This window comes from Streptomyces sp. NPDC050988 (genome assembly GCF_044456225.1).
Lineage (GTDB): Bacteria > Actinomycetota > Actinomycetes > Streptomycetales > Streptomycetaceae > Streptomyces.
Window position 1 is genome coordinate 1 of record NZ_JBITFQ010000003.1, and the last position, 21359, is coordinate 21359.

Below are 21359 nucleotides of genomic sequence, written 5' to 3' on the forward strand. Positions count from 1 at the left end.
GGGGGGGGGGGGGGGGGGGGGGGGGGGGGGGGGGGGGGGGGGGGGGGGGGGGGGGGGGGGGGGGGGGGGGGGGGGGGGCCGGCGCGCCCCCCCCCCCCCCCCCCCGGCCGCCCTCGCCGGCGCGGGATCAGCGACGACAGCGTTCCGCACCGTGGGCATGAACTTCCCTACGACAAGGGCGAGTTCAGCCGCGAAGAGCATCAGCATACGTAACGTCCGATCGATATCGCGAACACGGCCCTCTTGATGTGGTCACGCCCCCCAGGCCATATTGGTCCGGACCATTCCCGTCGAGGGAGGGCAGGGCTGTGCGACGCGTACTCCTGCGAGCCGCGGTGGTCTGCGGCGCGTTGCTCATGGTGGTGTCCTGCGGCTGGGGCGGTGAGGGCCCGGCCGCCGACCGGCCGCCCGCGGCCCCGGCGGGCGTCACCGCGGCGGCGGGCAGTTCCACCAGCGTGCACGTCATGTGGAACCGGGCCTCCGGGAAACCCGAGGTCGCCCACTACGAGGTGTATCGCGGCACCACGATGGTGAAGGAAGTACCGGGTTCGGACCACATGGTCGACATCACCAGGCTCAAGCCGTCGACCGCGTATGCCTTCTCCGTACGGGCGCGGGACGCCGACGGACGGCTCGGACCCCCCAGCGAGCGGGTGCGGGCCACCACTCCGGCCGCGACCGCCGCCGACGGACGGGCCCCGAGCACCCCCGAGCGCCCCCGCGGCAAGGCGGCCGGGAGCCGGGCCGCCCAGTTGTCCTGGGACAGGTCCACGGACGACCGGGGTGTGGCCTCGTATGACATCTATCAGGGCGACTCGAAGATCCACAGTGTGGGCGGCGCACAGTCGGCGACCGTGGTCACAGGGCTGCGGCCGGGCACGCGGTACTCCTTCACGGTCCGGGCGCGGGACGCGGCGGACAACGTCTCGCCCGCGAGCGCGGCGGTACGTATCACGACTCCCGCCGGCTCAGGGGACGGGAGGGGCACCGGCCTGGCACCGACCGGCTTCCGGGCCTCGACGCATCGCACCGACGGGGCGTACTACCTCGACCTCTCCTGGATTCCGCCCGACGCCGACACGATCGACGGGGTGATCACCGAGTACCAGATCCAGCTCGACCGGCAGCCCGCCACCTCGCTCGTCTGGGGCGGGACCGCACCCCGCGACAAGGCGACGTACAGCTTCTACGTGGGGCGCGAGGCCGGGGTCACCCAGCGGGTGCGGATCAGGGCGAAGCTGCCCGACGGGACATGGAGCGGCTTCTCGGCGGAACGGACGGTGACGACGGGAGCGGCGCGGCCGTAGGGCGGAGCGACGGAACGCGGTACGGCGGGGGCGGCAGGCGCCCGCACGTGGTCCGTCCATAGACAGGGCCTAGGATTCTCCGTATGCCCCATAGGGAGTCCAATGGCACCGCCGCGTCCGCCGCCCCGCTCGATCTCTCGCTGCTGCGGACCTTCCTCGCCGTGCACCGGGCGGGTTCGTTCACGGCGGCGGCGCGGCTGCTGGGGCTGTCGCAGCCGACGGTGACCACGCAGATCCGGTCCCTGGAGGACCAGTTGGGGCGCGAGCTGTTCGAGCGGCGGCCGCGCGGCGTGGTGTCGACCTCGGTCGCGGACGAGCTGGCCGCGCGGGTCGCGGCGCCGCTGGACGCGCTCGCGACGGTCACGGACCGCGGCGGGTTCGGCGCGGACGTGGTGCCGGAACCGGTCCATGTGGCGGGTCCGGCGGAGCTGCTGTGCACCCGGGTGCTGCCCGCTCTGGCCCCGCTGACCGGGCAGGGGGTGCGGCTGCGGGTCACCACCGGGCTGACCGACGGTCTGCTGGAGGGGCTGCGCGGCGGCCGCTTCGACCTGGCGATCGCCACGTCACGGCCGCGCGGCCGCGCCCTGAGCGCGGTGCCGCTGGCGGACGAGGAGTTCGTCCTCGTGGCCGCGCCCGCGTGGGCCGAGCGGATCGGCCGGGACCGGGTCGCCGCCGAGGGGCCCGCCGTGCTGCACGCGGCGCCGCTGATCTCGTACGCCGAGGATCTGCCCATCGCGCGGCGCTACTGGCGGCACGTCTTCGGCGTACGGCTGACCGGTCGGGCGGCGCTCACGGTGCCGGATCTGCGTGGCGTCCTCGCGGCGGTGGTGGCGGGCGCCGGGATCTCGGTGCTCCCCCGCTATCTGTGCCTCGACGAGCTGGCCTCCGGCGCGCTGGTCACCCTGCTGGACCCGGAGGACCCGCCGATCAACACCGCGTATCTGGTGCGGCGCCCGGGGGTGTCGGACAGCCCGCATGTCGCGCTCGTCGGGGAACGGATCCTGGCGGCCGGCCGGACCTGGTGACGGCCCGCGGAAAGTAGTGGGCAACCCAGGGGCAGGCCACCGGCGGTCGGCCGGACGAAGGAATTCGTCACCTGCCCGGTCCCGGCCCGCATGCGGAACCGGTGATCCTCGCATTGGCTCGGTCCGAAGGCGCACGGACGTTCCCAACCCTCGGCGGCGCATGGGATGTACCGCCAACCGTGCTGTCGGAGGGCAGTTCTATGCGTATGACCCAGATGCTCGTCCGCTCCGGTCTGACCGTGGCGGCCGCCGCCGCGCTGCCGCTGACCCTCACCGCCACGGAGGCCGTCGCGGTGAACACGGCCATCAATGTGACCACCAGCGGCACGACGGTGCAGGTGACCACCAGCGACTGCGCCACCAGGTCCAACGGCTCCATGGGGAACGCCTCACTGCTCTCCAGCGGTCAGGCCAACTTCGCACAGGGGCGCCAGGCGACCCTGTCCGGGACCAGCACCAGCCAGGCCGCGGCCTGGTCCAACGTCACCACCGGCACGTACACCGTCATCGTGGTCTGCGCCGACGGCACCACGGCGGGCACCCAGTCCGTCACCGTCTCCCCCGTCTCCAGCCCCACGATCTCCGCGACGGCGACGACCACCCCGACGTCTTCGGCGTCACCTTCGCGCGGGGTCATGGGCGGGATGGGCGGCGGTACGAAGGACTACGGCGCCGCCACCTACGCGGCGGGCGGTGTCCTGGTGGTGGCGGGTGTCGGGGCCACGGTCTGGGTCCTGCGCCGACGCTCCAAGCCGCACCGGCTGTGAGGAGGGCGGCGGCCCGGAATCCGGGTCTCGACGGCCGGAACCCCGGTCTCGACGAGGAGGCCGGGCCGCCGCCGACCACCGAATACCCGGACCGTCAGGACGCCGGGTCCTGCGCGGGAAGCCGATCGAACTCCTCCAGCGCGTGTGTCAGCCAGCCCGTCCAGAAGGTCTCCAGGTCGATCCCGGCCCGCAGGACGAGGTGCTGAAGGCGGTCCTGCGGCGCGTCCTTGCCGGGCGGGAAGTCCCGCTCCTGGATCTCCTCGTACTCCGCCAACTGCCGCTGGTGCAGGTCGAGATGGCGCCGCAGGTCCGCCTCGATGCCCTCCGTGCCGACCACCGCCGCGGCGCGCAGCCGCAGCAGCATCGTGTCGCGCAGCGGCTTCGGGTCCTGGGACGCGGCGGTCCACCTGGCCAGTTCGGCGCGGCCCGCGGGCAGGACCTCGTACCGCTTCTTCTGTCCTCGGGCCGGCTGTTGCGTCGGGAGGGCCCTGATGTGTCCCTCGGCCTCCAGTTTTCCCAGCTCGCGATAGATCTGCTGATGCGTCGCCGACCAGAAGTAGCCGATCGACCTGTCGAAGCGACGGGTCAGCTCAAGCCCCGAGGACGGCTTCTCGAGCAGGGCGGTGAGGATCGCGTGCGGGAGTGACATGGAGTCATCCTAGGGACGGTCCGTACGGTCCCTACAGCGCCGCCGCCAGCTCCGTGCCCTGCTTGATGGCCCGCTTGGCGTCCAGTTCGGCCGCCACGTCGGCGCCGCCGATGAGGTGCACGCTGCGGCCGTCGGCGCGCAGTGCCTCGTACAGGTCGCGGCGCGGTTCCTGTCCCGTGCAGAGCACGATCGTGTCGACGGGAAGGACGGAGGCCCGACCGTCGACGGTGACGTGCAGGCCGGCGTCGTCGATGCGGTCGTACTGGACGCCCGGGACCATGGTGACGCCGCGGTGCTTCAGCTCGGTGCGGTGGATCCAGCCGGTGGTCTTGCCGAGGCCTCCGCCGACCTTGGACGTCTTGCGCTGCAGGAGGTGGACGGTCCGCGGCGGGGCGGGCCGCTCGGGGGTGCCGAGGCCGCCGGGCGCGCGGTAGTCCATGTCGACGCCCCAGTGCCGGAAGTACGTGGCCGGGTCCTCGCTCGCCTTGTCGCCGCCGTCGCTCAGGTACTCGGCGACGTCGAAGCCGATGCCGCCGGCGCCGAGAATCGCGACCCGGTCACCGACGGGCGCGCCGTCGCGCAGCACGTCGAGGTAGCCGACGACGCTGGGGTGGTCGACGCCCGGGATCTCGGGTGTGCGCGGGCTGACTCCCGTGGCGACGACGACCTCGTCGTACGCGGAGACGTCCTCGGCGGTGACGGGGGTGTTCAACCGCACGTCCACGCCGTGCAGTTCGAGCTGCGTACGGAAGTAGCGGATCGTCTCGTCGAACTCCTGCTTGCCGGGGACCCGTCGGGCCACGTTGAGCTGGCCGCCGATCTCGTGCGCGGCGTCGTAGAGGGTGACGTCGTGGCCGCGTTCGGCGGCGCTGACCGCGCAGGCGAGTCCGGCCGGGCCCGCACCGACCACGGCAACCTGCTTGCTCCGCCTGGTCGGTGAGAGGACCAGCTCCGTCTCGTGGCAGGCCCGCGGGTTCACCAGACATGACGTGATCTTGCCGCTGAACGTGTGGTCGAGGCAGGCCTGGTTGCAGCCGATGCAGGTGTTGATGGCCTCGGGGCGCCCCGCTTCCGCCTTGGCCACGAAGTCCGGGTCGGCGAGCATCGGGCGGGCCAGCGACACCATGTCGGCGTGGCCCTCGGCGAGCAACTGCTCTGCCAGGTCAGGGGTGTTGATGCGGTTCGTCGTCACGAGCGGGATCGACACGGCACCCATGACCTTCTTGGTCACCCAGGCGTACGCGCCCCGCGGCACCGAGGTCGCGATGGTCGGGATCCGGGCCTCGTGCCAGCCGATACCGGTGTTGATGATGGTCGCCCCGGCCGCCTCGACGGCCTTGGCGAGCGTGATCACCTCGTCGAAGGACGATCCGCCAGGGACCAGGTCCAGCATCGACAGCCGGTAGATGATGATGAAGTCCTCGCCGACCGCCTCCCGCACCCGGCGGACGATCTCGACGGGGAACCTCATGCGGTTCTCGTACGAACCGCCCCAGCGGTCTTCGCGTTTGTTGGTCTGCGCGGCGATGAACTCGTTGATGAGGTAGCCCTCGGAGCCCATGATCTCGACTCCGTCGTAGCCGGCCTGCCGTGCGAGGCGGGCGGCCCTGGCGTAGTCGTCGATGGTCCGCTCGACCTCGTCGTCGGTGAGCGCGTGCGGCGGGTACGGGCTGATCGGCGCCTGGAGCGCGCTGGGGGCGACCAGGTCCTGGTGGTAGGCGTACCGCCCGAAGTGGAGGATCTGCATCGCGATCCTCCCGCCCTCGCGGTGCACCGCGGCGGTGATCCCGCTGTGCTGCTCGGCCTCCGCCTCGGTGGTGAGCTTGGCGCCGCCCTCGTACGGGCGGCCCGCCTCGTTGGGGGCGATGCCGCCGGTGACGATGAGGCCGACACCGCCGCGCGCCCGGGCCGCGTAGAACTCCGCCATACGCTCGAAGCCCCGCTCGGCCTCTTCCAGGCCGACGTGCATGGAGCCCATGAGCACACGGTTCGCCAACGTGGTGAAGCCCAGGTCGAGCGGGTTCAGCAGATGCGGGTAACGGCTCATGGGCCCCTCCGTACGCGGTGTCGTCATGTCTTTGTAGACGACGGAGGGGCCCTTTTGCAACTAGTTGCACAATCGCGACCCGAAGGGGCGCGGGGAACTGCGCGACCGGCCACAACGAACCCGCAGGTTCAGTCCCGCCCCCTGCGGAGCTGCTTCACGCCGATCACGACATTCGCGTAGAGCTCCTCCGAAACCTCCAGCCTCGCCATCAGCCCAGCACCGGCAAGGATCTCGACAGCCGGCCCGGCCTGGCGCTCACTCGTCTCGACGAGAAGACTCCCCCCGGGCGCCAGCCACCCCGGCGCCTCGACGGCGACACGACGCAGGACATCGAGCCCGTCCCCACCCCCGTCGAGCGCCACAAGAGGTTCATGGTCACGGGCCTCGGGCGGCAGCAGCCCGACCTCGCCACTCGGAACGTACGGCACATTGGCGGCCAGAACGCCGATGCGACCACGGAGACCACGAGGCAACGCCTCGAAGAGATCTCCCTCATGAACATGCGCACCCGCGCCCACGTTCCGCCGAGCGCACCGCACCGCGGCGGGATCGACATCGGCGGCGTGCAGCTCGACACCGGGAAGCGCGGCGGCGAGCGCCGCGCCCACCGCACCCGAGCCGCAGCACAGGTCCACGACGACGGGGGCCTCGGGGGCGAGCGCGACGGCCTGCTCGACAAGGAACTCGGTGCGACGGCGGGGCACGAAGACACCGGGTTCCACGGCTATCCGCAGGCCCCTGAACTCGGCCCAGCCCAGGACGTGTTCGAGGGGCAGGCCCGCGACCCGGCGGTCCACCATCACGGCGAGTTCGGCGGGTGTACGAGCGGTGGAGAGGATCAGTCGCGCCTCGTCCTCGGCGAAGACACAGCCGGCGGAGCGGAGCGCGGTGACGACATGTGCGTAAGAAGGTGGCATGGAAGCCGAGAGCCTTTCGGGAAGCCGAAGGGCACCCTCCAGGTCACCTGATGAAGGTGAGGCCCTGAGGCGAGAGCACCCGAGCTGACACAGCGGTAATGGGGCTCACCTCCTCGGTCCGTTCGCGACTGGGGCGGTCCGCAGCCGGACGGCAACATTACACGGCACCGACTCCGGCCGGGTCCCGGTTCCGGACCCTCCCCGCCTCGCACCCCCGGGCACCTCTAGTTGCATTAGGCAACCACTTAGTTGTACGGTGCAACCAGAAGAGGAAGGATAAAACCGTGAACGCAGCCGACGTGTCCATCGAGACGATCCACCACGAGCTGACGGCCTTCGCCCGCCGCGCCCGGGCCTCGGCGGGACGTCTGCACCCCGAGCTGTCCCTGGTCTCGTACACGCTGCTCGGCCACCTGGAGGATGTCGGCGGCTGCCGGGCCACCGACCTGGCCGCGCACTACGCCCTGGACAAGTCCACGGTCAGCCGTCAGGTCTCGGCCCTCGAACGGGCCGGGCTGGTCGAGCGCCGCGCCGATCCGCAGGACCAGCGCGTCCAGGTGCTCCACCTCACCGCCGCCGGCACGGAGATCCTCACCCAGGTGACCGCGAGCCGCCGGGTGGCTTTTCGCGAGCGGCTCGCGGGCTGGCCCGAGGAGGACCTGGAGCGGTTCGCCGGGTATCTGCTGCGGTACAACGCGGCGGCGGGCGGAGTGACCTTCAAGACCTCGCCCCAGACCGACTGAGGCACGTCGGGCAGGCGAGCGCGCGGGCTGCCCGACGTGCCTCTCAGCTTGAGGCCGCGTCTTGAGGCCCTCAGCTTGAGGCCCGCGACTTGAGGGCCGCGTCTTGAGGGCCGCCACACCACCGACTTTCAAGCCCGCCGCGGCTCCACGCCCTCCCTCACCGCTAAGCGACCCCCGACGTCTCCCGGTCACCGAGAGGTTCGGGCACCCGCGCACCCACGAACCGCGTCCTGCGCCGCAGCCGGAAGCCCATCGCCTCATAGAGCCTGATGGCGGTGGTGTTCTCCGCGGCGGCGTGCAGGAACGGGGTCTCGCCCCGGGCGCGGATGCCGTGGGCGACCGCCAGGGTCAGCCGCGTCGCGAGGCCCTCGCCGCGGAAGTCCGGGTGGGTACAGACCGCGCTGATCTCGGTCCAGCCGGGTGGATGGAGCCGCTCCCCCGCCATTGCGATCAGGGTCCCGTTCCGACGGATTCCGAGATACGTGCCGAGTTCGACGGTCCGGGGCAGGAACGGGCCCGGTCTGGTGCGCTCGACCAGGTCCAGCATCTCCGGTACGTCGGCGGGACCGAGCCGGACGGCCTCCGGCTCGGGTGCGGCGGCCAGGCCGTCGTCCACGAGCTGTACGCCGTCCAGGCTGAACGTCACTTCCCAGCCGTCCGGGATGCCTCCGTCGAAGGCGGGCAGACCCATCTCCTCACCGGGGCCGACGAGCGCCGCGAGGTCGGCCCAGTCGCCGGCGTCCGGCTCGTCGGGCAGCGCCAGCCAGGGCGACACGTCGACGGGGTAGCGCAGCACGCGCCCGTGCCGCTCGGCGAAGTGGGCGTGCGGGCCGGTCAGCGAGCCGAGCGCGGGGTTGTCCAGCGGGTGACGCACCCCGCTCATACGGCGACCTCGATCACGACCTTGCCGCGTGTGTGGCCCTCCTCAACTGTACGCAGGGCCTCCCCGGCCCGTTCGAGGGGGAAGGTCCGCGTCACCAAGGGGTCCAGCTTGCCGTCGGCCACCAGCCGGACCACCTGGTCGAGCACCGCGGCGGTACGGGCCCGCGCGACGGGCGAGCCGCCGAGGCGCGCCACGATGTCCTTGCCGCCGGCCGTGATCAGCTTCGTCCGGTCCGCGACCAGCTCGGCCGCTGCTTCCAGGACCTCACCGCCGACCACGTCGTAGACGGCGTCCACGCCGTCGGGCGCCACGGCCCGTACGCCGCCGGCGAAGTCGGGGCCCGACGGCACATGCACGGCACCGAGCGACTCGACCAGGTCCTTCTTGCCCGCGCTCGCCACACCGATGACGTTCAGTCCCTCGGCGCGCGCGATCTGGAGCACCGAGGCGCCCACACCGCCTCCCGCGCCCGTGACCAGCAGGGTCGAGCCGGCCGGCAGGTCCAGCTGGCGGACTCCGTCGTACGCGGTCGCCGCGGCTACAGGCAGGGCCGCGGCGTCCGTGAAGGAGACACCGGCGGGCTTGTGGGCGGTGACCGCCACGGGGAGCAGTACGTACTGGGCGAACGCCCCGGCGACCGGGTTGCCGAAGACCTCGTCCCCGACCGCGAAGCCCGTGACGCCCTCGCCGACCTCCTCGACGACTCCGGCGGCCTCGTTGCCGAACACGGCGGGCACCGCGCGCGGTTGCTGGCCGGGGCGCTGGTAGCCGGTGCGCTGCTTGGAGTCGACGGGGTTCACGCCCGCCGCGCGTACGGCGACCAGCAGCTCGCCGGGACCGGGGCTCGGGCGGTCCTGGTCGACGAGGGCTTCGGTCTCGGGGCCGCCGTACTGGGTGAAGACGTACGCCTTGGGCATTGCTCCGTCACTCTCCTTCGCACCGGGGTGGGCACTAGCGGCAAGGTGGATCGCGGGGCTGCTATTCCCCGGCCGCCGGACTGTTCATGCGGCCGCAACGATCCAGGGCGGGGCTTTCCGATGGGCCCGGTACCGTGGAGAGCGTACGCAACGATCAAGGGCCGCCGTCCGGCAGGCCTGGAGGCACCTCCCGCATGAACGTCACCCGAGGCTTCACCGGGCGCCCGCGCGTCCGCAACGACGGGCTGCCGCCCGGCCAGTACGACACGGGCGACGACTGGCCCGTCCTGTCCGCGGAGGTCACACCGGACCTGTCGCCCGAGGAGTGGACGTTCACCGTCGACGGACTGGTCGCCGAACCGCGCACCTGGGCCTGGGACGAGGCGCACGCGCTGCCGCCGTCCGCGTACGAGGGTGACATCCACTGCGTGACGAGCTGGTCGAAGTTCGGGGTGCGCTTCGGGGGCGTGTCGCTCGACGCGTTCCTCGACACGGCCCGTCCGGCGCCGGAGGCCACGCACGTCGTCGCGTACTCGCACACCGGCTACACCGCGAACCTCCCCCTCGCGGACCTCACCGGTGGGCGCGCCTGGATCGTGTGGGAGTACGGGGACGGGCCGCTGCCCGCCGAGCACGGTGGCCCGGCGCGGCTGATCGTGCCGCATCTGTACTTCTGGAAGAGCGTCAAGTGGATCGCGGGCCTCCGGCTTCTCGACCACGACGAGCCGGGCTTCTGGGAGCAGAACGGCTACCACCACCGCGGCAACCCCTGGGAAGAGCAGCGCTACTCCGGTGACTGAGAACACCATGTCCGCCACGGACTCCACGTCGTCGGCCGGCTTCACGCCGCCGACGCGCTTCGCCGTGCCCGGCCGGATCTCCGTGAACAACCTCACGGCGGCCACCTGGCAGCGCGCCACGCTCACCGAGGTCCGCCGGGAGACCCCGCACGCGGCGACCTTCCGGTTCGCCGTGCCGGCCTGGGAGGGCCATCTGCCCGGGCAGCACCTGATGCTGCGGCTCCGGGCCGGGGACGGCTATGTCGCCCAGCGGCACTACTCGATCGCCTCGCCGCCCGACGACACCGGGCACATCGAGCTGACCCTCGACCATGTCGACGGCGGTGAGGTGTCCGGCTGGTTCCACACAGTCGCCGAACCCGGCGACGAGGTGGAGGTGCGCGGACCGCTCAGCGGCTTCTTCGCCTGGCCGGGCGACCGGCCCGCCCTGCTCGTAGGCGCTGGCTCCGGCGTCGTACCGCTGATGTCGATGGTCCGCCACCGTCGCGCGCGGGGGCTGTCGGTGCCGCTGCGGCTGCTGGTCTCGGCCCGCAGTCCCGAGGAGCTGATCTACGGGTCGGAGTACGGGGCCGAGACGACACCCGTGTTCACGCGCACCGCGCCGGAGGGTGTGCCCGTGGGACGTGTGTCGGCCGCACATGTGGCGGCGCTCCTGGCCGACCGGCCCGAAGGTGGGTGGGAGGCCTATGTGTGCGGTTCGAACGGCTTCGCCGAGCATGCCTCGCGGCTGCTGGTGGACGCCGGCCAGCCGGTGGACCGTATCCGGATCGAGCGCTTCGGCTGATCGACCCGGGTCGCGCCATCGGGCCCGGTCGCGCCATCGGGCCGGTCGCGTGATCGGTCCCAGGCGCGTGATCGGCCCGATTCGCACGGTCGGCGCGTGTCGTGCGGTCCGCCCGGGTCGTGTGATCGAGCGGTGGCGTGTGATCCCTCTCAGGGATGGGGCACGACGGCGACCGGGCACGTGGAGTGGTGGACCAGGGAGCGTGCCGCGCGGCCCAGGCCCGGGCCGGCCGAGGCGCGGCGGCCGATGACCAGCAGTCCCGCCCGGGCGGACGCCTGCAGCAGATGGTGCCCGGCGTGTCCGTGGGCGACACGCTCGGTGACCTCGGTCTCCGGGTACTTGTGACGCCACGGCTGCAGAGTCACCGCCAGGGAACGACACTTGGCGTCCTCCTGCTCAGCCGTGTCACCCGGCATCCGCCCGCCGTCGAGGTAACCCCGTCGTGGGGACCGCGTCCAGGCGTGCACGACGTGCAGCGGCGCCGAGCGGACATTGGCCGTGTCGAAGGCATGGCCGATGAGGTCGTCGGCGGGGTGGGCGAGGTCGAGACCGAGGACCACGGGCAGGTACGGGGCCCGGTCCGGCGGGGTGGTTCCGTCGACGAGCGCCCGCTCGTCCTCGGGGAGCTCGCCCGCGCGCACCAGCACCACGGGGCGTTCGGCCCGCGCGGCCACGGCGAGCGCGACCGAGCCGACCAGGAATCCGGCGAAGCCGCTGAAGCCCCGCGAGCCCAGGACCAGGGTCTCCGACTCCGCGGCGGCGGCGACCAGCGCCGGGACGGCTGGTGTTTCGGTGCGGCGGGCGATGATGTCCAACGCCGGGTGGCCGTAGGAGAGTTGGACGGCGGCCCGGTCGAGTGTGGTGCGGACGGGCGTGCCGCCCGGGAGCCATACGGGTGCGGCGGGTTCGTCTCCGGCGTGCAGCAGCCTCAGGGCGACCCCGCGTCGCTCGGCCTCGCGGGCCGCCCAGTCGGCGGCGTCGAGACTCGCGCGGGAGCCGTCGATGCCGACGGTGACGGTCCGGGTGTCCTTGTTCATGGCTCGTACCTTTCGAAGCTCATGCCTCCTGCCTTTCGCCCGCGCGTCTCGGGGTACCCCTCTCACGCGTCTCGCGGATGCCTTCGCGGTGATCGCCGCCCCGGTCGCACACGACTTCCCGGTCACACACACGACGCGGGTTCCACACCGGGCGCGGATCAGTCGTGCGCGGCTGGCGAAGACGCCCGACGGAGAGGACGGTGGAAGGTGGGCGGTGTACGCCGGTGAGCGTGTGACGAGAGGCGGTAACGGTCACGAGCGGTGCCGAGAGGCGAGAGCGGTCACGTGGTGAGGAGGCCGGGACATGCGGACGCGGATTCGGGGCTGGCGATGGCGGCGCAATCCGCTGCGGCGCCGCTCGGACGTGGTGGAGGCGTGGACCGCGCTGTGCGTCGCGGTCCTGCTGTGCGTCGGTGGCCCGCTGGCCGGGATCGCCGCGGGCTGGTGGGCGTACGACAGCGCGCGGACCAGGGCCGAGGAGCAGCGCGCCCAGCGGCACCGGGTGCCCGCCGAGGTCACCGAGCACGCGCCCGCCGCGATGCCGACCTCCGAGGGCGAAGCCCAGCCGACCTACCGGGTGACCGTCCGCTGGACCGAGCCGGGCGAGCCGCCGCGCACCGAAAAGGCCCGGGTACCCGCCGGCACCCGGAGCGGCGACCGCGCGTACATCTGGCTGGACGAGCGGGGCCGGGTCGTGCCCGCCCCCGCGGACGGCACCGCCGTGTGGCAGCACACGCTGTCGGCGGGCGCCTGCGGCACAGGCGTGTTCGCGGGCGGTGTCCTGGCCGGGTACGCCGTCGTACGACGGGTCGCCACGCGCCATCGCCTGGCCGAGTGGGAACGGGAGTGGGCGTACACGGGGCCCGAGTGGCGGCGGCACTGCACGTGAGCGGATCCGCCGGCGATCAGCCCTCGGCGGGCGTCAGCCGAGTCGCTGCATGCTCCGCGCGATGCGCCCGTGCGCCCGCAGCGCGTCACGCAGCCCAGGCAGCACCGGCTCGCCCCGGTCGACGAGGACGCGGCCGCCGACCACCGTGGTCCAGGCGCGGCCGGGCCCGCAGCGCAGCCAGGCCTCTACGGGGTCGCTCAGCGCGCCCGCGAGCGCGACCTCGTGCAGGTCCCAGACGACGAGGTCGGCGCAGGCGCCCGGCCGCAGGTGCCCCAACTCGTCGGCGCGGCCCAGGCATTGGGCGGAGCCACGGGTCGCGATGTCGAGGGCGTCACGGGCGGTCATCGCGCCGGGTCCGCCCCGGTAGCGGCCGAGCAGGAGCGCGCCGCGGGTCTCCATCCACAGCGAGGCGTGGTCCGTGGAGGCGGAGCCGTCGCAGCCGATACCGACCGGCAGTCCCAGCTCGCGCATCTCCCGCACGCGGGCGGTGCCGCCGCCGATGAGCATGTTGGAGCTGGGGCAGTGCGCCACGCCGACCCCGGCCCCGGCGAGGCGCCGCAGTTCGGCGTCGTTCGGGTAGATGCAGTGCGCGACCCAGCTGCGGTCGCTCAGCCATCCCGTGTCCTCGAAGTACTCGACGGGCCGGCAGCCGTACGTCTCCAGGCAGTACGTGTCCTCGTCGCGGTCCTCGGCGAGATGCGTGTGCAGTCGTACGTCGTATCGTTCGGCGAGTTCCGCGGTCGCCGTCATCAGTTCCTTGGTGACGGAGAACGGCGAGCAGGGGGCGAGCGCGACCCGGACGAGCGCGCCCGGCTCCGGGTCGTGGTGGGCCTTGATCAGCCGCTCGCTGTCGGCGAGGACCTCGTCCTCGGTCTGTGTGACGCTCCTCGGCGGCAGTCCCCCGTCCTCCACGGACCGGGTCATCGAGCCGCGGGTGGCGTGGAAGCGGAACCCGATGTCCCGCGCGGCGCGGATCTCGGCGTCCACGAGGCGCGGGCGCGGATGTACGTAGAGGTGGTCCGAGGAGGTCGTGCAGCCGCCCATCAGCAGCTCGGTCATGCCGACGTACGCCGACACGTAGACCGCCTCCTCGTCGAGCGCGGCCCACAGCGGGTACAGCGTGGTGAGCCAGTCGAAGAGGGAGCCGTTCACCGCGGGCGCGTAGGAGCGGGTGAGGTTCTGGTAGATGTGGTGGTGCGTGTTGATCAGTCCGGGGGTAACGATCCGGCCGGCCGCGGACACCGTCGAGCGGGCCTCCGGTTCGGCACCGGGACCGCCCACGGCGGCGACCCGGCCGTCCCTGACGGCCAGCCAGCCGCCCGGGATCTCCCGTTCCCCGTCCACTACCAGCAGTTCGGCGTCCTTGACCAGCAGGTCCACGGCAGGCGGCATGGCGTCATCGTAGCCAGCACGGGCCGGTCGGCGGAGGAGGTCTGGCGACCCTCCGGCCACCCCCGTACGGTGTGATCATCCGCACCCTGATTCGTAGCAAAGGCGGTCTTCCATGGCCTTGTTCGACCTTCCTCTCGATCAGCTCCGGAACTACCGCAGTGCGTCCGTCGAGCCCGAGGACTTCGACGCCTTCTGGGGCAAGACGCTTCAGGAGGCGCGCGAGCACGGCCTGGACGCCCGCTTCGAACCCGTCGAGACCCATCTGAAGAACGTGAAGGTCTTCGACGTCACGTTCGCCGGGTTCGGCGGCCACCCCGTGAAGGGCTGGCTGACGCTTCCGGCCTGGGCGAACACACCGTTGCCGACGGTCGTCGAGTACATCGGCTACGGCGGCGGACGCGGCCTTCCCCATACGCATCTGCTGTGGGCCTCGGCGGGCTTCGCGCACTTCGTGATGGACACGCGGGGGCAGGGTGGGGCGTGGGGCGGCGGCGGGGACACGCCGGACCCGGTGGGCAGCGCGCCCGCGTATCCCGGGTTCATGACACGGGGCGTCGACGCTCCCGAGAACTACTACTACCGGCGGGTGTTCACCGACGGGGTACGGGCCGTGGAGGCGGCCCGCTCGCACGAGTTCGTCGACGCCGAGCGCGTCGCGGTGGTCGGTTCGAGCCAGGGCGGCGGTATCTCCATCGCCGTGGGCGGACTGGTGCCGGACCTCTCGGCGGTCGCGCCGGACGTGCCGTTCCTGTGCGACTACCCGCGCGCGACGACGCTCACGGACCGCGATCCGTACCGGGAGATCGGCAACTACCTCAAGACGCACCGCGGCCGCACCGAGCAGGTCCTGCGCACGCTCTCCTACTTCGACGGCGTGCACTTCGCCGCACGCGGCAGGGCGCCCGCCCTGTTCTCGGCGGCCCTGGAGGACCAGACCTGCCCGCCGTCGACGGTCTTCGCGGCCTTCAACGCGTGGGGCCACGACGACAAGGCGATCGAGGTGTACGACTTCAACGACCACGAGGGCGGCGGCCCGTTCCAGGAGGCAGTGAAGCTGGCCTGGCTGCCCCGGCGCTTCTGAGGCGGCCGGAATGGAGACCCGCAAGGCGGCCGAGCGGTTCGTCCGGGTGTGGGAGCGGGCCTGGGCGGAACACGACGTGGACGCGCTGCTGGCGCTGTACGCCGAGGGGTGCGTCCACCGGTCGATGCCATTCCGGGAGCCGCATGGGCCTCGACGCTGGCCGGGTGTGTCTTCGTGCGCTTCGACGCGGAGGGCTTCGCCGTGGAGGCGCGGGACTACTGGCACTCCGTGCCAGGGCATCAGGAGCCGGCGGGGTCGCTGTTTCTTGGCTGAGCGCGACGGGGAGGGGTGTCAGGTTGTTGGGTATCTGCGGACCGGCTGTGGCTGGGCGCGCAGTTCCCCGCGCCCCTGACGGGGCGCCCTTGTGGCCGTCTGCGGACTGCAGCGATCCCGCTTCACGGCCTGCACATGTGCCGCCCTACCACTTCCACCCAGTCCGACCAGTCGGTATGTTCAGGGCAGCCGGGCGCTCTCTCACGCCTGGCTTCCCGGCGGACGACGGAGGAGCCATGTCCCAGGTTCAGGGGCGGTGCGAGGCGCGCTTCGAGGCGGTGCGGGACGCGTTCGAGGAGAACTTCCGGGAGCGCGACGAACTGGGTGCGGCGGTGGCCGTCACGGTGGACGGCGAGACCGTGGTCGACCTGTGGGGCGGCTGGGCCGACTCGGCCCGGACACGCGCGTGGGAGCGGGACACGCTGGTCAACGTGTGGTCGACCACGAAGGGGCCCACAGCACTGTGTGCGCACATCCTGGCCGACCGCGGACTGCTCGACCTGGACGCGCCGGTGGCCACGTACTGGCCGGAGTTCGCCGCGGCGGGCAAGGAGGCGGTGCTCGTACGGCATCTGCTGTCCCACCGGGCGGGTCTGGCGGGGCTGCGTGAGCCGCACTCGCTGGACCAGCTCTTCGACTGGGAGCTGACCACGAAGCGGCTCGCGGCGGCGGAGCCCTGGTGGGAGCCGGGAACGGCGTCGGGCTATCACGCCTTGACCTACGGCTTCCTGGTCGGTGAAGTGGTGCGGCGCATCTCGGGGTTGCTCCCGGGCGCGTTCCTGGAGCGGGAGGTGACCGGGCCGCTCGGCATCGACTTCACCGTCGGGCTGCCCGAGAAGGAGGCAGGGCGCGCGGCCGAGCTGGTGCATCCGCCGGCCGCCTCGTCCAGTGAACAGGCCGCGATCTTCAGCCAGTTGACGCCGGTGGCGCTGGCCGCCCTGGCCAATCCCCCGACGGGCGCGGCCCAGGCCAACACGGCGGCGTGGCGGGCCGCGGAGATCCCGGCCGCCAACGGACACGGCACGGCCCGCGCGGTCGCCGCGCTGTACGGGATCCTCGCCGGGCGGGGCTCGTACGGCTCGCGGCGCGTCCTCTCCGCGGAGGCCGCCGAGCGGGTCCGTGAGGGGCAGGGTGCCTGCCGGGACCTGGTTCTCGGGGTCGGTTTCGAAAGCGAGACGGAGATCGGCCTGGGCCTCTGGCTCAGCGGCCCAGGCCGTTCCTACGGGCCGAATCCGAGGGCCATCGGTCATGACGGCTTCGGCGGTTCCTGCGGTCTCGCCGACCCGGAGTCGGGCGTCTCGCTGGGCTACGTCATGAACCGCATGGGCCCCCACATCGCCGACGACCCGCGGAAGATGGCACTCATCGACGCGCTCTACACCGCGCTCTGAAGGCAGGGCCGGGCTGGGCGCGGCCGGTTGCCCGACCACCGTCGGCACGGCGCACGGCGACCTCGCGCCCCTCAAGGAATTGCCGTCGGCGCCGCCTCGCGGTCCTCGCGGCCCGGATGGGGGGTGCCCGGTGAAGGCGGCCGCGCGCCCGTCACCGTGCGGCGCTCCTCCTGAAGTACAGGCGTACCACAGAGCCCCCCGGGGCCAGCGTCTGCGTGGCCAGGTCGCTCAACTGCCGTACCACCCACATCCCGTGGCCGTTCGGGGCGCGCGGATCGGGTGGCAGATGGCCGGGGAACGGCGGGCGCGGAGGCGCGGTCGGCGTGCCGGTGTCGGAGATCTCGCAGATGACGTGGTCGGGGTCGCTGCGCAGCCGCAGGACGCCCCGACCGCCCCCGTGACGCAGGGAGTTGACCACCGCCTCGTGCACCGCGGTCACCATGTCGTGCGTCAGCTGCTCGGGCACCCCCAGGCCACGGGCGTACGTAGAGAGCGCGCGCCGAACGTGCGCCGAACGGCCGCGCGCGAAGGGCACGTCGTCGTGTCCCGCGGGGAGCGCCGGAGGCCGTGTCCTGTCGCACTCGGCGTAGAACTCGGCCGGGTCGACATAGCGGCCGCAGTGCGCCGACTGCCGTGGTCCCAGGCAGAGTTCGGGATGGGTGCGGACCGCCGAGCGGATGATGGCGACCGGGAGGACGCGGATGTCGTACGGGCAGAGGATCCAGTGGCCGGTGCCCGCGAAGGCGATGTTGAGCACGGACTCGTAGCGCATCCACTCACGGACCTCCAAGGCCGTACGGTCCGACCAGACGGGCTCGCCGATGACCCGGACCCCGCGCGGCCTGCCGCTCGCGTCCGTGTCGTGCGCGGCGCAGTAGGCGTTGTAGCGGCCCAGGGTGCGGGACGGACTGCTGTACCAGTCGTCCGCGTCGACGAACTCGACCTCGTCGGAGCGGTGGCCGAGTGCCTCGTCGAGGAGGCCGATGTTGTGGGAGGTGACCACGGCGAGGACGGTGTCGCCGGCGTCCAGGCCGTCGCGGGCGAAGGTCAGCGTGCCGTCGAGGAACTCGTCGTCCGAGCCGTAGCAAAGCGCCTGGTGGACGAACCGCGTACGGCTCACGGGCGCCGCTCCTTCCGCCGGGTGCTCCTACAGGTCCGACTGCTCTACGACCAGCCCGGGCACCCGGTCCCAGCCGGTGACCCGCATCAGCCGCTGGATGTGCGGGGCGACGCCGTGCAGGACGAGGGTGCCGCCGGACGCGGACAGGGCGCCGCCCGCGAAGACCAGCAGGCGCAGCGCGCCGACGTCGATGAAGCGCAGTTCGCGCAGGTCGATCAGGGTGCGGACCCCGTTCACCGGGCGGGCGCGGGCACGGGCCGTCTCGGCGTGCAGGGCGCGGGCCAGGGCGGTCACGTTCGTGTCGTCGACCTCTCCGGCGAGCGCGAGACCGGGCGGGGCGAAGGTGCGGGTGATGGAGAGCAGTTCGTCGTGCCAGACGAGGTCGGCGGCGACCCTGCCGTGGTGCAGTCCGTCGAGAGGGGCCAGCTCGCCCTCGCCGAAGACACGGCGGTCGTACTGGCAGATGCCGAGCACCGGCAGGGACGCGAAGACGGGTTCGAGGAGGAGTTCGCTGTCGTGCAGCGTCTTGAGGCCCTTGCCCGCCTGGCCGCGCATGACCTCCATGCTGACGCGCAGGCCGAGGTAGCCGTCGCCGACGGCGCGGCGCGTCTCGCGGCGGATCACCTCGTCCAGGTCCCACAGGCCGTCTGGGGTCGCGAGGTGCGGGTCCACGGTCAGCCGTCCGGCGGCGAGTTCGTCGTCGACGGCGCAGCCGCGGGACTCCAGGAAGGTGAGGGCGAGGTCGGCGGGCAGATCGGCCGGGCCCAGCAGCAGCCCGCGGTGGCCGCTGGCCAGCCCGTCCAGGAGGAACGCGGCGACCACGGTCTCGCGCTCCTCGTCCGCTTCGTAGCCCAGGAGCAGATGGTCTCCGGCGCGCATCTCTCCGACTGCTCTGGGTGCGGGCACGGTGTCCATCCCCCGCACCTCCCAAGGTCACCACTCGGCGTGCCGGGACGCATCCACGCTACGCCCAATGCGGCCTCGGCGTGAGGGCGAGGGCCCGAATACCGGTCACCGGGACAGGGGTCGGACACGGGCGTTCCCGGGCGTTAGGGTGACCGCCATCGGTCGGTTGAGGGGGAGCGATGGCGGCCTCGGTGCGCAACGGCAGAACCGGCAATCTCCCCGCCGAGTCCAACGCGTTCATCGGCCGCACATCCGAACTGGCCGAAATATCGGCCCTGTTGGGGGCCGAGCGGCTCGTCACCCTCACCGGCCCCGGTGGTGTCGGCAAGTCACGGCTGGCGCTGCGGGCCGCGCACACCGTGCGGGCCGCCTTCCCCGGCGGGGTGTGGCTGGTGGAACTGTCCGACCTCAAGAACCCCGACCTCCTCACGAACGCCCTCGCCGAGGCGACCCGGCTGACCGAGCAGACCCTGCGCCCGCTCCTGGAGGCCGTCTACGAGCACCTGGACGACGGGCCGCTGCTGCTGGTCCTGGACACCTGCGATCACGTACTGGACGAGTGCGCGCGAGTCGTCCAGGAACTCCTCGCGCACGTACCGGAGTTACGGATTCTGGCCACCAGCCGTCAGCCACTGGGCGTGGCCGGCGAGCATCTGCTGTCCGTGACGCCGCTGCCGCTCGGCGAACGCGACGACGCGGTGGCGCTGTTCGCGGCCCGCGCCGCGGCCGCCGTGCCGTCGTTCGCGCTGACCGATGCCAACCGGGCGGACGTGGCGGCGGTCTGCGCCCGCCTCGACGGGATTCCGCTGGCCCTGGAACTGGCGGCGGTGCGGCTGCGCGGCTTCGCCCTCGACCGGCTCCTGTCCGGCCTGGACTCCCGGTTCGACCTGCTCGTCTCCCCCGCCCGGCCGCGGCTCGCCCGCCACCAGACGCTGCGTACGGCGATCGGCTGGAGTCATGAGCTGTGCACTCCGCTGGAACGGCTGCTGTGGGCCCGCCTCTCGGTGTTCGCGGGCGGCTGGGACGTGGAGGCCGCCGAATTCGTGTGCCACGGTGGCCCGTTGGACGCCGAGGAGATCCTGGCGCTGCTCGCGTCGCTCACCGAGAAGTCGATCGTGACGCGCGAGGGCGACGGTGTCGCCGGGCGCTACCGCATGCTCGACACGGTCCGTACCTTCGGCGCCGAGTGGCTCGAAGGACTCGGCGAGCAGGACACCGTACGCGGCCGTCATCGTGACTACTTCCGCTGGATCGCGCGCCAGGGCCAGGCCGAGTGGCTCGGCCCGGGCCAGCGGATGTGGGCCGAGCGGCTGAGTGTGGAGCACGCCAACCTGCGGGTCGCGCTGGAGGAGTGCCTGGCGGCGCCAGAGCCCGAGACGGCACTCGAACTCGCGGGCACGCTCTGGTACTTCTGGTTCGCGTGCGGCTTCGCCGAGGAGGGACGCGGCCATCTGGAGCGCGCGCTGCGGCGGGCGGGCGGCGGCGGTCCCGAGCACACCCTGGCGATCTGGGCACACCGCCTGGTCACCGTCGTGCCGGACGACCTGGACGCCGCCGAGTCGGTGAGCGCGGCGTACGTGTGGCTCGCCGAGGAGCGCCGACTGCCCGTGCCCGCACTGCCGTTGACCGGGGCGAGCCTCGCGGTGCGCGGTGAGTCGGCACGGTCCGCGCTGCTGTACGGCAGCAGTGCGAAGGGTCCTGGCGGCGGAGGCGGAGCGGAGTTCTTCCAGCTCCTCACGCTGGCACTGCAGGCGTATCTCCTGGCGGGCCAGGGCGCGTTCGAGCGGTGTGCGGCGGTGGCCGAGCGGCTGCGCGCCGACTGCGCGAAGCGCGGTGAGCTGTGGATGCGGGCCTGGGGCGACTTCTTCGTCGCCCTCGCCGGGATCGGGCTCGGGCGGCCGGAGGACGCGCTGGTCTCCGCACGCGAGGCGCTGGCCGCAAAGTGGCGCGTCCACGACCGGCTCGGCGCCGCGGCCGTCGCCGACCTCCTGGTCGCCGCGGAGGCCTCCCGCGGCGAGCCCGAACGCGCCGCCCGCCTCCTGGGCGCGGGCACCCGCCTCTGGCACGCGGCCGGCCTTCCCCAGCTCGGCGACACCGGCACGACCGTCTTCCGCCGGGAGTACGCACGCCACCTCCGCAAGGCCCTCGGCGACCCCGTCTTCGCCGAAGCGGTGCGCGAGGGACGGGAGTTGAGCCCGGAGGCGGCCATCCGGCTCGCGCTGGACGGCGTACTCGACGAACCGGATCTCTGAGCGACACCGGTCCGCGACGGCGGTCGCGTGACGGATGGCAGGCGCGGGTCGCGTGACGGATGGCAGGCGCGGGTCGCGTGACGGATGGCAGGCGTGAGTCGTGCGGCGGATGGCAGGCGCGGGGCGGCAGGCGTACCAGGGACCATCCCCTGTCCCGTATTGCCGGACCTCCCCTGTCC

General features: G+C 72.6%; 19 protein-coding genes. 10 read left to right on the forward strand and 9 right to left on the reverse strand.

From position 1 onward, the window contains the following. Window positions 1–308: 308 nt before the first annotated feature. The 3 genes from ACIBEI_RS08195 (at window position 309) to ACIBEI_RS08205 (ending at window position 3099) form a co-directional block, all read left to right on the forward strand. Window positions 309–1307: a fibronectin type III domain-containing protein gene (locus ACIBEI_RS08195; RefSeq protein WP_398886370.1), complete on the forward strand. Its 999-nt coding sequence runs from the start codon at window positions 309–311 to the stop codon at window positions 1305–1307. Window positions 1308–1390: 83 nt separating this feature from the next. Then, on the forward strand, window positions 1391–2332 hold the full coding sequence (locus ACIBEI_RS08200) for a LysR family transcriptional regulator (RefSeq protein WP_398886372.1): 942 nt from the start codon (window positions 1391–1393) through the stop codon (window positions 2330–2332). 200 nt (window positions 2333–2532) lie between these two features. After that, window positions 2533–3099 carry a hypothetical protein gene (locus ACIBEI_RS08205; RefSeq protein ID WP_398886374.1) on the forward strand — a complete coding sequence of 189 codons (567 nt, stop codon included), beginning with the start codon at window positions 2533–2535 and terminating at the stop codon, window positions 3097–3099. A gap of 94 nt (window positions 3100–3193) precedes the next feature. Here ACIBEI_RS08205 and ACIBEI_RS08210 read toward each other — a convergent pair whose 3' ends face one another. The 3 genes from ACIBEI_RS08210 to ACIBEI_RS08220 all read right to left on the reverse strand — a co-directional run bounded on the left by ACIBEI_RS08210 (window position 3194) and on the right by ACIBEI_RS08220 (window position 6712). Further along, complete coding sequence (locus tag ACIBEI_RS08210) at window positions 3194–3748, reverse strand: PadR family transcriptional regulator (RefSeq protein ID WP_398886376.1); 555 nt, start codon at window positions 3746–3748, stop codon at window positions 3194–3196. 31 nt (window positions 3749–3779) lie between these two features. Continuing rightward, window positions 3780–5795, reverse strand: coding sequence for an FAD-dependent oxidoreductase (locus ACIBEI_RS08215; protein ID WP_398886378.1), 2016 nt, complete (start codon window positions 5793–5795; stop codon window positions 3780–3782). 128 nt (window positions 5796–5923) lie between these two features. Then, complete coding sequence (locus ACIBEI_RS08220; protein ID WP_398886380.1) at window positions 5924–6712, reverse strand: putative protein N(5)-glutamine methyltransferase; 789 nt, start codon at window positions 6710–6712, stop codon at window positions 5924–5926. A 284-nt stretch (window positions 6713–6996) separates the two neighbouring features. Between ACIBEI_RS08220 and ACIBEI_RS08225 the strand changes: the two genes are divergently transcribed. After that, window positions 6997–7455 carry a MarR family winged helix-turn-helix transcriptional regulator gene (locus ACIBEI_RS08225; protein WP_398886382.1) on the forward strand — a complete coding sequence of 153 codons (459 nt, stop codon included), beginning with the start codon at window positions 6997–6999 and terminating at the stop codon, window positions 7453–7455. Between the two features lie 163 nt (window positions 7456–7618). Here the strand turns inward: ACIBEI_RS08225 and ACIBEI_RS08230 are convergent, their stop codons facing one another. Together ACIBEI_RS08230 and ACIBEI_RS08235 are read right to left on the reverse strand one after the other, a co-directional pair. After that, window positions 7619–8338, reverse strand: a complete 720-nt coding sequence (locus ACIBEI_RS08230) for a GNAT family N-acetyltransferase (protein WP_398886384.1) — start codon at window positions 8336–8338, stop codon at window positions 7619–7621. After that, on the reverse strand, window positions 8335–9255 hold the full coding sequence (locus ACIBEI_RS08235) for an NADP-dependent oxidoreductase (RefSeq protein WP_398886386.1): 921 nt from the start codon (window positions 9253–9255) through the stop codon (window positions 8335–8337). The genes ACIBEI_RS08230 and ACIBEI_RS08235 overlap by 4 nt, the downstream gene beginning before the upstream one ends. Before the next feature lie 194 nt (window positions 9256–9449). Here ACIBEI_RS08235 and ACIBEI_RS08240 point away from each other — a divergent pair, with 194 nt between their 5' ends. Beyond that, window positions 9450–10055: a sulfite oxidase-like oxidoreductase gene (locus ACIBEI_RS08240; protein WP_398886388.1), complete on the forward strand. Its 606-nt coding sequence runs from the start codon at window positions 9450–9452 to the stop codon at window positions 10053–10055. A 7-nt stretch (window positions 10056–10062) separates the two neighbouring features. After that, window positions 10063–10839, forward strand: coding sequence for a ferredoxin reductase (locus ACIBEI_RS08245; RefSeq protein ID WP_398887344.1), 777 nt, complete (start codon window positions 10063–10065; stop codon window positions 10837–10839). A gap of 149 nt (window positions 10840–10988) precedes the next feature. Here ACIBEI_RS08245 and ACIBEI_RS08250 read toward each other — a convergent pair whose 3' ends face one another. Further along, entirely contained in the window at window positions 10989–11876 is an 888-nt protein-coding gene (locus ACIBEI_RS08250; RefSeq protein WP_398886390.1) for a universal stress protein, read from the reverse strand. Window positions 11877–12180: 304 nt separating this feature from the next. Between ACIBEI_RS08250 and ACIBEI_RS08255 the strand changes: the two genes are divergently transcribed. Next, window positions 12181–12765 (forward strand): hypothetical protein, encoded by a 585-nt coding sequence (locus ACIBEI_RS08255; RefSeq protein ID WP_398886392.1) that lies wholly within the window; start codon window positions 12181–12183, stop codon window positions 12763–12765. Window positions 12766–12798: 33 nt separating this feature from the next. Here ACIBEI_RS08255 and ACIBEI_RS08260 read toward each other — a convergent pair whose 3' ends face one another. Continuing rightward, window positions 12799–14157, reverse strand: coding sequence for an 8-oxoguanine deaminase (locus ACIBEI_RS08260; protein ID WP_398886394.1), 1359 nt, complete (start codon window positions 14155–14157; stop codon window positions 12799–12801). Between the two features lie 112 nt (window positions 14158–14269). Here ACIBEI_RS08260 and ACIBEI_RS08265 point away from each other — a divergent pair, with 112 nt between their 5' ends. Both ACIBEI_RS08265 and ACIBEI_RS08270 read left to right on the forward strand, forming a co-directional pair. Further along, window positions 14270–15238, forward strand: coding sequence for an acetylxylan esterase (locus ACIBEI_RS08265; RefSeq protein WP_398886396.1), 969 nt, complete (start codon window positions 14270–14272; stop codon window positions 15236–15238). A 509-nt stretch (window positions 15239–15747) separates the two neighbouring features. Next, window positions 15748–16902 (forward strand): serine hydrolase domain-containing protein, encoded by a 1155-nt coding sequence (locus tag ACIBEI_RS08270; protein ID WP_398886397.1) that lies wholly within the window; start codon window positions 15748–15750, stop codon window positions 16900–16902. Between the two features lie 151 nt (window positions 16903–17053). On the opposite strand, the gene ACIBEI_RS08275 is transcribed toward ACIBEI_RS08270, so the two are convergent. After that, a complete protein-coding gene (locus tag ACIBEI_RS08275) occupies window positions 17054–18022 on the reverse strand; it encodes an anti-sigma factor RsbA family regulatory protein (RefSeq protein WP_398886399.1) in 969 nt (322 codons plus the stop codon). A 27-nt stretch (window positions 18023–18049) separates the two neighbouring features. Beyond that, window positions 18050–18937 (reverse strand): MEDS domain-containing protein, encoded by an 888-nt coding sequence (locus ACIBEI_RS08280; RefSeq protein WP_398886401.1) that lies wholly within the window; start codon window positions 18935–18937, stop codon window positions 18050–18052. Between the two features lie 170 nt (window positions 18938–19107). Between ACIBEI_RS08280 and ACIBEI_RS08285 the strand changes: the two genes are divergently transcribed. Continuing rightward, window positions 19108–21180: an ATP-binding protein gene (locus ACIBEI_RS08285; protein WP_398886402.1), complete on the forward strand. Its 2073-nt coding sequence runs from the start codon at window positions 19108–19110 to the stop codon at window positions 21178–21180. Window positions 21181–21359: the final 179 nt, after the last annotated feature.